Origin of the sequence: Gilvimarinus chinensis DSM 19667 (assembly GCF_000377745.1) — a bacterium.
Taxonomy (GTDB): domain Bacteria; phylum Pseudomonadota; class Gammaproteobacteria; order Pseudomonadales; family Cellvibrionaceae; genus Gilvimarinus; species Gilvimarinus chinensis.
This window is the reverse complement of the sequence record NZ_KB898711.1, coordinates 242,141-254,397: the sequence shown is the minus strand read 5'-3', so window position 1 is coordinate 254,397 and position 12,257 is coordinate 242,141. Positions and strand designations below refer to the sequence as shown.

Here is a 12,257-nt window from a genome sequence, read left to right as displayed (position 1 = left end):
AATGGCGAGCCAAATGACCACTGGCAACTGCACGCGAGCTTCTTTCCGCCCTTGCTGCGCAGTGCCAGCGTCAAGAAATTTATGGTGGGGTACGAAATGCTGGCCGAAGCCCAGCGCGATATCACCCCAGAGCAGGCCGCCGAACGTTTGCGCGCCTGCAGCACTCAGCACTATTTAGAGAACGACTGACATGCAACAGCAGATCACTGACCGTTTTGTATCGGTTTTCAGCAAAAATGCCACCGGCTTGTACTTCGCCCCAGGGCGGGTCAATTTGATTGGCGAACACACCGACTACAACGACGGCTTTGTGTTTCCCTGTGCGCTGGAGTTTGGCACCTACGTGGCCACCTCGGTGCGCGGTGACAACGTCATACGGGTTTGTGCCGGTAACTTTGGTGACGAGTTCAACGAATGGACCCTCAATGCTGATGTAACCACTGACGAAGCCTGCCTGTGGTCCAATTACCTGCGCGGCGTGTGCGCCATATTATTGGCTCAGGGCCACACGTTAAAAGGCCTGGATGTCTACATCGAAGGCAATGTGCCCCGCGGTGCTGGCCTTAGCTCGTCGGCGTCTTTATCGGTTGCCTTTGCCAAGGCCTTAAGCGACATCAACGATCTGGGTTTGACCGTCAGCGACCTTGCCCGCATTGCGCAATCGGCTGAAAACGATTTTGCCGGTTGTAGCTGCGGCATTATGGATCAACTGGCCTCGGCCGGAGGGAAAGACGGCCACGCGCTGCTGTTGGATTGCCGCGATTTGTCCTTTGATTTGGTCACCATCCCGGATCACTTGGATATTCTCATCATCGATTCGCGGGTGGAACGCAATTTGGTGGGCAGTGAGTACAATGACCGCCGCGCCGACTGTGAGCGCGCCGCCCGTATTATGGGGGTTAACAGCTTGCGCGATGCGACCCTGGAAGCGTTAAAGCAAAATCGTGCGCAGCTGGATGACCTGGCCTATCGCCGTGCACGACACGTGTTGACCGAAAATGTACGCACCCTCAGCTGCGCCGAAGCGCTTAAAGCGGGCGATATGCCAAGGGTGTATCAAACCATGCACGACTCGCACTTATCCATGCGCGATGACTTTGAAGTTACCGTGCCGGAGATCGATTTTATCGTAGAGACGGTTGATGCTCAGCTGGATAACGATGGCGGTGTACGTATGACCGGTGGCGGCTTTGGTGGCTGCGTGGTGGCTTTGGTGCCCAACGATAAAGCGCATGCCATTGAGGCAGAGGTTAAAGCAAAATATGCCGAGAAGTTTGCCAAAGAGCCCAACGTATATCACTGCAAAGCAAAAGACGGTGCGCGGGCTATATTAACGTAAGGTTTTGTTTTTGGCGCTTAACAATAATGGGATTTGAAGCCGGTTTGGGGTAGCCTGAATCGGCTTTTTTATAGGAGCTTCTAATGATAAAAATATTGTCTCTACTCGGCACACTTGTCTTTCCCTGTGCCTATACCATGGCAGCCGATGAACCAACGGATATTGGCGCAAACGCCAATTTATGGATGAACGTTTCATCCTTTGGCGAAGCCCACTGGCTGGGCAGCGAGATTCACCTACTGTCCACAGATAACTGGTTTTTACTCACCAAAAAGCGCTACAGCGATTTTGAGTTGGAGCTAGACGTCAAGGTGCCGCAGTTGCAGGATGAATATGTAAACTCCGGCATTATTTTTCGTGCGCAAACGGCTTATTCGGATGACATAAACAGCCAGTACGCCTACGGCTATCAGGCCGAGGTGGACCCCAGTGAGCGGCGCTGGAGCGGCGGCCTGTATGAGCAGGCAACCAAGCGCCAGTGGTTATTTCCGCTGCACGATGAACGCTCCAACCCTGGTGAACATTTGAAGCAAAACTACTCTCCCGAGTGGACCGATGAAAAATCGGCGGCGTTTAAAAACGGGGAATGGAATCACTATAAAATTCGCGCTGAAGGCCCAGTGATCAAAATATGGGTTAATGGCGTGCTGACTACTCACGTAAAAGACACCCATCTCAGTGAAGGCTTTATTGGTATTCAGCACCACGGTAGCACCAGCTTTGCGCAAAGCGGTGATACTCGCAACACCGCAAAGTTTCGCCATATTAAAATCCGCGAGCTGTAAACATGATAAAAATAAAGGGCGTATTCGCCGCGTTGTTACTCGCCAAGTTGTTGCTTGGCGCGGCAACCGCCGTCGTTGCTCAGAGTTTTAACGGTGACCGCGATGGCCACAAAATGGTGGATGTGGTGGCTAAAAGTGATATACCGCCCGCGCCGGTGTTGTCACCTGAGCAAGCGGTTAAGAGCTTTCTGCTACAACCTGGCTTTACCATCGACGTGGTAGCGAATGAGCCGCAAGTGTTCAGCCCCGTGGCGATAGCGTTTGACGCGAAAGGCGGTATATGGGTTGCCGAAATGACGACGTACATGCCGGATGTACGTGGCACAGGAGAGATGCAAGCAAAAGGTAGTATTGCGTTACTGGAAGACACGGATGGTGACGGCAAGGTCGACCGCAGACAGGTGTTGCTTGATAACTTACTGTTGCCCCGCACAGTGAGTGTCGTACACGGCGGCATATTTTATGCGGATCACAACTCGTTGTACTTTGCCGAAGTGTTACGGCAGGACGGAAACATTCGTTTGGGGGTACACGACAAAGTTGACCCTTCCTACGCGCAAAGCGGCAGTGTTGAGCACAAAGCAAACGGCATGCTTTATAACATGGATGGCTGGTATTACAACGCCAAAAGCGATCAACGTTACAAAACCTTATCGCTGCAGGCCGAGGTGCCAGCGGGTGCGGAAGAAATTTACCGTAATCGTTATTGGAAACTGGTGCGCGCCGCCACCGATTATCGCGGTCAGTGGGGTATTACTCACGACGACTATGGCCGGTTGTATCACAATGGCAACAGCTCTCCCATTCATGGTGAATATTTACTGCCAGGATCATTGTTAAGAAACCCCGGTTTCTGGCCCGATATGCCCGCTCACAGTATTGGCGATAATCGCGTGTACCCCGCGAGAATGACTCCTGGCGTGAATCGCGGTTACATGGACGGCGTGTTAATTAGCGACGGCGACAACAAAGGTAAACTGGTGAATTTTACCGCTGCTAGCGCCAGTGTGGTTTACCGCGGTAGCAATCTTCCTGCACGTTTTTACGGTGCAGGGCTTACCCCTGAGCCTGCGGCTAACTTAATCAGTGCGCGACAAATCATTGAAGGCCATGGCGAGCTGAATGGCGAAAATTTGTTTGATCAACAAGAGTTATTGGCAAGCACCGATGAACGTTTCCGTCCTGTCGCATTGGCCAATGCACCCGATGGCAGTGTGTACATTGTGGATATGTACCACGGTATTTTGCAGCATAAAGATTTTCTTACCAGCTATTTGGCCGAGCAAATAAAAGACCGCAAACTGGATGAAAACAATAACACTATGGGGCGTATTTACCGCCTGCGCTGGCAAGAGAGAACGCTTGCGCCCATTGCGAACTTGCTCGAACTCAGCGATAAGGATCTGGTGCCCTTGCTCACGCATAAAAATGCATGGCACAGAGATACAGCTCGACGATTGCTGGTGCAAACTCAGGCTGTAAATACTGCCTCTGACATTCGCAAATTGTTAATGAAAAGCGACCCCAGCGATATGGCGCAAGCCTACGCCCAGACCTCATTGCTGTGGACGCTTTATGGTTTGAACGCTGTTGATTTAGCCACGGTAAAGCGGTTTATCGAAGCGCCCAGCCCTCAAGTTGCTATGACGGCTGCAGCGGTGGGGGAAGCCTTACCCGCAAAAGATCACAAAGCGTACAAAAATCTGTTGCTGACACTGGCGAAAACAGGTTATCCGCAAGCGCTGCAGGCGGCGATCTCGGTGGCGGCCGTTGATGGCGGGCATAAGGTGTCGCGATACGTACTGGATCAGTATCGCCAATTGCCTTACGTTCGTGAAGCCGTCATCAGTGGGTTAGGCGCCGAGTCCAAGGCGTTTTTAGCCAGTATTGATGGCCAATATCCAGATCAGGAAATAATGGACATCTTGGCTGGCTTGGGTAAAAAACGCCAAGATGCCAGCAACCGCGAGAATCTCACCGCCTCTGGTCAGGCATTCTATGATGCGGGCAAAGCTCTGTATCACGGTCGCGCCGCGTGCGCGGGATGCCATGGTGCGCATGGCAAAGGTGTGCCGGGTTTAGGCCCCACATTCTGGGGAAGCCAGTGGTTGGCTAACAAAGAAAAACTGGCGAAGGTGTTGTTGCATGGACTGCGTGGTCCGATTTGGGTGGGGCAGGAATACTGGAACACCGCAGCGGTGATGCCGGGCTTCGCCACCCGTGAGGATATGAGCGATGGCGATTTGGCCGCTATTGCCGTTTACATTCGCAATAGCTGGGGTAATTCCGTCAGCCCCGACAGCGTTTTCACCGCCGAGGACATTGCCAATACCCGGAGCGCTACCGCGTCGCGCAACACGCCCTACACCGAGCGTGAGCTATAAGTCCGCTTGGGGTATTTGACGGATGTTGCCTTTCATACTTTCGGCGTACACTGACGAACTGATTTGTACATAATGTCATCGCGAGTGGTATGAGAGGTTCAGGTGAGCGCGAATAAAACCCCGGTAAAAATCGTCGGCGGTGGGCCGAAAAAAGTTCTTTACACTTTGCAAACGATCAAACGAATCGGTCTGCTCGATTCGGCCAAAGCCCTGAAAAGTCATAACGCCTGTAAAGCCTGTGGTTTGGGCATGGGTGGGCAGCGCGGCGGAATGACCAACGAGAAAGACGAATTTCCGTCTGTGTGCAATAAGAGTATTCAGGCACAGTCCACCGATATTCAGCCACCCATTCCCGCCGAGCTTTTCGATCATACGCTGGCCGAATTTAACGAGTTGAGCGACCGCGAGCTGGAAACCATGGGCCGTTTGAATACGCCTGTGTATAAAGCCGCGGGCAGCAATAAGTATCAACCCATCAGTTGGGATGATGCGTTAAGCATGGCCGCTGCGCGTTTTCGCGAACAGCCCGCCGAGCAAAGTTTCTTTTACGCGTCGGGTCGCTCCTCGAATGAGGCGGGCTTTTTGTTGCAGCTGATGGCGCGATTGTACGGCAGTAACAATGTGACCAATTGCTCTTACTATTGCCACCAGGCGACGGGGGTGGGCTTGCAGGGCACGGTAGGTACCGGTACCGCGACAGTGCAGCTGGAAGATTTAGCGCTGGCGGATATGGTGTTTGTGATTGGTGCCAACCCGGCGTCTAACCATCCGCGTTTTATTCATCAGTTGAAAAATTGTCGCGATCGCGGGGGAAAGGTAATGGTTATTAACCCGGCAAAAGAGCCGGGTTTGGTGAAATTTGCCGTGCCCAAAAGCCCAAAATCCATGTTGGTGGGGGGCACCGAGATTGCGTCTACATTTTTGCAGCCTCACATTGGCTCTGACCTGGCGCTGTTAACGGCGGTTGCAAAAGTGATTGTGGAAAGCGATGGTGTCAATGGGTCGTTTGTTGCGAATTATACTCAGGGCTTTGCTGAGTACGAGGCCTATCTGAATGATCTGAGCCTTGCGGATTTATCTCGCCAGTGCGGTATCGGTGAAAGCGATATTCGCGCCCTGGCGGACGATTATGCTCGAGCCGATAAGGTTATTTTTGCCTGGGGCATGGGCATCACTCATCACCTTAATGGCGTCGATAACGTTGAAGCTATCGCCAATTTAGCTTTGCTGCGAGGCATGATTGGTAAACCCGGCGCGGGTTTGTTGCCGCTGCGAGGGCACAGTAACGTTCAGGGTATTGGTACCATCGGGGTTAAGCCCGTGTTGGCCGATGATGTGTTGCAGGCCATGGAGCAGCATTTAAGGGTTAGTCTGCCACGCCAGCAGGGGATGGATACGCTGGCTTGTCTGCGCGCTGCCGAGGCGGGGCAAATGCACAACGCGCTCATCATGGGGGGCAATTTATTCGCCGCCACACCAGACACAGAGTTTGCCCGTCGGGCTTTGGATAACGTCGGTTTTAAGTTGTACTTAACCACCACGTTAAACCGCGGTCACTTTAACGGTATGGAAAACAGCGAAGCGCTGATCTTGCCCGTGTGTGCCCGTGATGAAGAGCCTGAAAGCACCACTCAAGAGTCCATGTTTAATTACGTGCGCTTAAGCGATGGCGGTATTACCCGATTAACCAATGTGCGCTCTGAAGTCACCGTACTGGCGCAGCTTGGCGAACAGCTTTTGCCCGATGGCGTACTGGACTTTGGTGCGTTTAAAAAGCACGATAAGGTTCGCAAAGCGATTGCGGCGACCATACCGGGTATGTCTAAGCTCGCCGCTATTGGTGATACAAAACAAGAGTTTTCGGTGCAAAACCGCGTCATGCATGAGCCGGTTTTCAACACCCAACATCAGCGGGCCAATTTTAAGCTTCATCAAGTACAAACAACAAAAGATAGCGACTATCCATTTAGCTTGGCCAGTATTCGCAGTGAGGGGCAATTCAATTCCATTATTTACGAAGAGTCCGACAGTTATCGCGGTACGGTGCACCGCTGGAGTGTGCTGGTGTCTCACCATGATTGTCAGGCGCTTAGCCTGGCAAAAGGTGACAAAGTGACCTTGGTTTCACGGTATGGAAAAATGCAAAATCTTGAAGTGGTGCCTTTCGATCTGCCTTCGGGCAGTCTGATGGCTTATTACCCGGAAGCGAATGTATTAATCGGCACCGAGCATGACCCCCGCAGTAAAACCCCCGCCTTTAAGTCGGTAGCGGTATCGCTTCGCCCAGAGTAATCCCCCCCCCTCAAGCCCGCCGCATTCGCGTGCGGGCTATCGCTTTATTTCAGACGCTTCTAAAATGCCCGCAACAGACGGTCAACAGGAGGCCATTGTGACGAGCAAAGATACGGAGTTAACCCGTTTACACCTGACCCGAGAACTGGGTGCCTGCCTGGCTGAGAAAGGGTGGCGAGTCAGTACCGCTGAGTCGTGTACGGGCGGTTTGATCGGCGCCGCCATTACCGAGGTGCCGGGCAGCTCTGGTTGGTTTGAAATGGGGTGGTTAACCTATTCCAACAGTGCCAAGGTAAAGTTGCTGGGCGTGCAGCAGACCGCGCTGGATGAGCATGGCGCCGTCAGCCGGGTGGTTGTTGAGCAGATGGCCGAGGGTGCCAGAGTACACAGCGGGGCCGACTTGGCCGTTGCCGTAAGCGGTATTGCCGGGCCCGATGGGGGCAGTCGCGATAAACCCGTGGGCACGGTTTGGCTCGCCTGGGCTGGGCCCGGCGATAAACTGGTGTCTGAGTGCTATGTTTACCAGGGTGATCGCCAGCAGGTCCGCGCTCAGGCCTGTGTGACTGCGCTGCAAGAGCTGATCAAACTCTGTAAGCATTAAGTGGCAGGGCAGTTAACACTCTACTACTGTATAAATTCATAGTACTGTTTTCATATACAGGTTTTTCCTGTATGCTGAATCCAAAAGCTGATGTGCGGTTGAAATCGTTGTGGCGCATTGAGCAAAAAAACAGCAAATTTTCGTTTTTTCAGTTGAGGTGATTATGGACGCAAATAAAGAAAAGGCTTTGCAGGCAGCACTGGGTCAAATTGAGCGCCAGTTCGGTAAAGGCACGGTCATGCGTATGGGCGACCGTGAACATGTCGCCATTCCCGCTATTTCTACAGGTTCACTGGGGCTGGACGTCGCCTTGGGCATAGGTGGCTTGCCTAAAGGTCGTATTGTTGAAATTTATGGCCCAGAGTCGTCCGGTAAAACGACGTTGACTTTGCAGGTAATCGCTGAAGCTCAGCGCGCCGGTGGCAACTGCGCCTTTATTGATGCCGAGCACGCACTGGACCCCATTTACGCCGAAAAGCTGGGCGTAAATGTTGACGATTTGATCATCTCCCAGCCGGATACCGGCGAGCAAGCGCTGGAGGTTTCAGACATGCTGGTGCGCTCTGGAGCTGTAGACGTGCTGGTGGTGGACTCGGTAGCGGCGCTGACCCCTAAGGCCGAAATTGAAGGCGAGATGGGCGACCACCACGTGGGTTTGCAAGCGCGTTTAATGTCGCAGGCACTGCGTAAAATCACCGGCAATATCAAAAATGCCAACTGCCTGGTGATTTTTATTAACCAGATTCGGATGAAAATCGGCGTGATGTTCGGCAATCCCGAAACGACTACAGGCGGTAACGCACTGAAATTCTACTCGTCTGTACGCTTGGATATTCGCCGTATAGGTGCAGTGAAAGAAGGTGATGAAGTGATTGGCTCGGAAACTCGAGTGAAAGTGGTTAAAAACAAAGTAGCACCACCCTTTAAGCAAACCGAGTTTCAGATTCTGTACGGCCAGGGCATTAATCGCATGGGCGAGGTTGTCGACTATGGTGTGAAACTGGGTATGGTGGATAAAGCCGGTGCCTGGTACAGCTACAATGGCGACAAAATTGGCCAGGGTAAAAACAATGTGATGAAGTTTTTGCAAGAAAACCCGGACATTGCCCAAGAGCTTGAAGGTCGGGTTCGCGGCGAGTTACTGGGTACGGTAAAACCCGCTGAGGCCACCGAGGAAGAAGAGGCCTGAGGTGGCTAAAGACATGGATGCCGAAAGCCCCGAGCAAATCCGAGAGCGAGTGCGCAATAGCGCGCTCGCTTCGTTAACCCGTCGAGAGCACGCCAGAGCTGAATTAGCGCAAAAGTTGAATCAGCGTTTTCATTCCGCCTCGCAGCTAAACACCCCCGAATTAATTGAGGAAACCCTCGATTGGCTGTCTGACTTGGGGTATTTGGATGACACGCGTTTTACGGAAATGTTTATCCGCAGTTCAGTCAGCAGTGGTCGCGGCCCCATTCGAATTGCCCACGAGTTACGCCAAAAGGGCGTGGCCAGCGTGCAAATTGAGCAGGCCTTGGATGAGTGTGAGGTGGATTGGATGGAGTTGGCGGCGGAAGTCCTTGCCCGGAAGTTTTCTACTGCGCCTGCCGATGCGAAAGAAAAAGCCCGCCAAGTGCGGTATTTGCAGTATCGGGGGTTCCGTCCCGATCATATTTTTTGTCAGTTTGAGCGCTGAGCGTTAGGTTTCAACAGCCCCGCGAGCTTTTCGCTGAGTATCCAAATAAACGACAGCCCCACGCCCGCCAATGCCCCGTATAAGTGCGCGACCGACAACACGGGCCCGGCAATCAATACCTCGGTAGCACTGTGGCCGCCGGGAATAATCCGCTCGTAACAAAGCTTGACGCCTAAGGCGAAAATAACCGCCCAGCCTACAGGGTCGTTGCGGGTGCACACAGGTGCGAGCAAAAACACCAACAGCCCATGCAGCACGCCCGATAACCCGACGTAGTAAGTCACCTGGGGTTGCCATATATAAAGGCAGGTGCTGATTACTAAGCCACAACCAAGTGCGGCGATGCCAATGGACAGTGGTTGGCGCTCGGCCCCGGTCCAAAACAAAATTAACAACAGAGCTGCGGCGTTCATAACCGCGTGAATAAAATTCAAGTGGACGATATGGGCTGTCAGTAAACGCCATGGTTGGTGCTCATCCACGGCCGCACGTTGGTACTCCAGCAGAGGATTGATGTGCTCGGCATTCCACCCCAGCAATAGCAAGGGCAGCGCCAGTATAAGAGCAATAAATACGTGGTGGGCCAAGTGTCTCATGGGGAGTTACTATAACCCAAATGACTGACAGAGCACTGTCAGAGTTGCGGTTGTCGGTGTTTGGTACAAATTGCCCCGTGGCGCACCATAGACCGAATCGCCGTCAGCTGGCATAATCAGCGCCCGATTTTTAACCTACGCAGCGCATTCGGCGCTTATGTAGTGCACCCTTACTGGACTGTTCAGAGGAATGCCATGCAACCTTCGGTAAAACCGCAAAACCCCAACTTTTCATCCGGCCCCTGCAGCAAGCGTCCGGGCTACGACGTCAATAATCTGGATGTGTCTACCCTCGGCCGTTCGCACCGCTCGAGCATTGGTAAAAATGCTCTGGGTAAAGCCTGTGAGCAAACCAAGCAGTTGTTGGGTCTGCCCGAAGGTTACCGTGTGGGTATCGTGGCGGGTTCGGATACTGGCGCGGTAGAGATGGCCATGTGGTCCATGCTGGGTCAGCGTCCGGTGGATGTGTTGCAGTGGGAGTCTTTTGGTAAGGGTTGGCTTACCGATATCACAAAACAGTTGAAGCTGGATAATGTTACCGCTTTGGAAGCGGACTACGGCGAGTTGCCAGACCTTGGCAAAGTGAACTTTGATCACGACGTTATCTTTACCTGGAATGGCACGACCTCAGGTGTGATGGTGCCAAACGGCGACTGGATCGCGGATGATCGTGAGGGGCTGACCATCTGCGATGCAACCTCTGCCGTGTTCGCCATGGATCTGCCCTGGGAGAAGCTGGACGTTGTAACCTTCAGCTGGCAAAAGGTGCTGGGCGGCGAAGGCGCTCACGGTGTATTGATTTTGGGCCCACGCGCGGTAGAGCGTCTGGAAAGCTACGAGCCACCATGGCCTATGCCTAAGCTGTTTCGCATGACCAAAGGCGGCAAGCTGGTGGAGGGCATCTTTGAAGGCGCCACCATCAATACCCCATCGATGCTCTGCGTGGCCGATTACCTGGACGCCCTGAACTGGGTTGAATCCATTGGCGGTGTGGCCGAAACCATTAAGCGCAGCGAAGCGAACCTCGAGGTGCTGGAAACGTTTGTGGCCGAGAACAACTGGATTGAGTTTCTTGCCGCCGACAAGGCCACCCGTTCAAACACCAGCGTGTGCTTTAAGCTCGACGCGACGCCCGAGCAAGTTAAAGCCATGGTGAAGTTACTGGATACCGAAGGTGTCGCCTATGACATCGGCGCTTACCGCGATGCGCCTCCGGGCTTACGCATTTGGTGCGGCGCTACGGTTGAAACGGCCGACCTTAAAGCGTTGCTGCCCTGGTTAAGCTGGGCGTACGAGCAGGTTACCGCCTGATAGCGCACACCAAGTAATCCGTTTAGCGCGCTCTTTAGAGCGCGCTTTTGTTTAAAACACTGGGAAATCAACATGTACAAGATCAAGACCTACAACAAAATTTCTGTGAAGGGGCTCGACCGTTTTGACCGCGCTCAGTACGAAGTGGCCAGCGATATCAATAACCCAGATGGTTATATTTTGCGCAGTCATAAGCTGCACGATGAAGCTCTGCCTGCATCCGTAAAAGCCGTGGCCCGCGCCGGTGCCGGTACCAACAATGTGCCGGTGGAAGACTACAGCAAAAAAGGTGTGGTGGTATTTAACGCTCCTGGCGCCAATGCCAACGCGGTAAAAGAGCTGGTGCTGACCGGAATGCTGTTGGCATCACGCGGTATTATTCCCGGTATGAACTGGTCCAATTCGCTGACCGATATGACCGACGCCGGTGAAATGAGCAAGCTGATGGAAAAACAGAAGTCACAGTTTGCGGGCAGCGAGTTGATGGGTAAAACCCTCGGGGTGGTTGGCCTTGGGGCTATTGGTTCACTGGTGGCGGAAATGGCCTTGGCGCTGGGCATGAATGTCGTGGGTTATGACCCGGCTCTGTCTGTTGAGGCTGCCTGGCGCTTGCCAAGCCAGGTAATGCGCGCGGAAAACCTGCAGTCTTTACTGTCTCGCTGCGATTACGTGACCTTGCACGTGCCCGCTATTGAGGCGACGCATCACCTGATCAACGAAGAGTCGTTAAAATCCGTGAAAACCGGTGCGGTGCTGCTTAACTTTGCCCGCGAAGCGATTGTGGATGCCGAGGCTGTTGTCGCAAGCCTGGATGCCAAACAGTTGCGCATGTACATCTGCGATTTCCCCGAGCCCATTTTGCTCAACCGCGACGATGTTTACGCCATGCCGCACATTGGTGCCAGCACCGCTGAGGCCGAAGAGAACTGCGCGATTATGGCGGCCGATCAGCTGATGGATTATCTGCAAAACGGTAACATTAAAAATTCGGTGAATTTCCCGGCGGTACAGATGGAGCGCGCCGGCAGCGATAGCTCGCGCATTACCTTTTGCAATGAGAATGTATCAGGCGTATTGGGCCATGTGCTGTCGGTATTGGCGGACAACAACGTTAATGTTATCGACATGGTCAATAAGAGCCGTGGTGAAATTGCCTATAACATTATCGATGTAGAGCAAAATCCCTCCGAGGATGTGGTTACCGCGATCAAAGCGGTTGAGCATGTGATTTCGGTACGGGTTATTTAAATCTCGTAAGTCCATGGCGGATGTT

General features: G+C 53.1%; 10 protein-coding genes and 1 pseudogene. 10 read left to right on the top strand and 1 reads right to left on the bottom strand.

All coding sequences use genetic code 11. The features are described 5' to 3' along the window. The 8 genes and pseudogenes from D568_RS0115870 to D568_RS0115830 form a co-directional block, all read left to right on the top strand. Positions 1-189: pseudogene (locus D568_RS0115870) on the top strand (galactose-1-phosphate uridylyltransferase); the annotation flags it as partial. 1 nt (position 190) lies between these two features. Then, positions 191-1,339, top strand: coding sequence for a galactokinase (galK, locus tag D568_RS0115865; protein WP_020210589.1), 1,149 nt, complete (start codon positions 191-193; stop codon positions 1,337-1,339). An 83-nt stretch (positions 1,340-1,422) separates the two neighbouring features. Next, positions 1,423-2,124 carry a 3-keto-disaccharide hydrolase gene (locus D568_RS0115860; RefSeq protein ID WP_020210588.1) on the top strand — a complete coding sequence of 234 codons (702 nt, stop codon included), beginning with the start codon at positions 1,423-1,425 and terminating at the stop codon, positions 2,122-2,124. A 2-nt stretch (positions 2,125-2,126) separates the two neighbouring features. After that, the gene (locus tag D568_RS0115855) at positions 2,127-4,508 is read left to right on the top strand and encodes a PVC-type heme-binding CxxCH protein (protein WP_020210587.1); all 2,382 of its coding nucleotides are present in this window, start codon (positions 2,127-2,129) and stop codon (positions 4,506-4,508) included. A gap of 102 nt (positions 4,509-4,610) precedes the next feature. Further along, complete coding sequence (locus tag D568_RS0115850; protein WP_020210586.1) at positions 4,611-6,800, top strand: FdhF/YdeP family oxidoreductase; 2,190 nt, start codon at positions 4,611-4,613, stop codon at positions 6,798-6,800. Between the two features lie 97 nt (positions 6,801-6,897). Continuing rightward, positions 6,898-7,401, top strand: a complete 504-nt coding sequence (locus D568_RS0115845) for a CinA family protein (protein ID WP_026287093.1) — start codon at positions 6,898-6,900, stop codon at positions 7,399-7,401. A 163-nt stretch (positions 7,402-7,564) separates the two neighbouring features. Beyond that, positions 7,565-8,590 carry a recombinase RecA gene (recA, locus tag D568_RS0115835; RefSeq protein ID WP_020210584.1) on the top strand — a complete coding sequence of 342 codons (1,026 nt, stop codon included), beginning with the start codon at positions 7,565-7,567 and terminating at the stop codon, positions 8,588-8,590. Position 8,591: 1 nt separating this feature from the next. Next, positions 8,592-9,077, top strand: coding sequence for a regulatory protein RecX (locus D568_RS0115830; RefSeq protein WP_020210583.1), 486 nt, complete (start codon positions 8,592-8,594; stop codon positions 9,075-9,077). Here the strand turns inward: D568_RS0115830 and rrtA are convergent. Next, the gene (gene rrtA / locus D568_RS21220; protein WP_020210582.1) at positions 9,062-9,673 is read right to left on the bottom strand and encodes a rhombosortase; all 612 of its coding nucleotides are present in this window, start codon (positions 9,671-9,673) and stop codon (positions 9,062-9,064) included. The genes D568_RS0115830 and rrtA overlap by 16 nt on opposite strands. Positions 9,674-9,868: 195 nt before the next feature. Here rrtA and D568_RS0115820 point away from each other — a divergent pair, with 195 nt between their 5' ends. Then, complete coding sequence (locus tag D568_RS0115820) at positions 9,869-10,984, top strand: phosphoserine transaminase (protein ID WP_020210581.1); 1,116 nt, start codon at positions 9,869-9,871, stop codon at positions 10,982-10,984. A gap of 72 nt (positions 10,985-11,056) precedes the next feature. Beyond that, the gene (locus D568_RS0115815) at positions 11,057-12,232 is read left to right on the top strand and encodes a phosphoglycerate dehydrogenase (protein WP_020210580.1); all 1,176 of its coding nucleotides are present in this window, start codon (positions 11,057-11,059) and stop codon (positions 12,230-12,232) included. The last annotated feature ends 25 nt before the right edge of the window (positions 12,233-12,257 follow it).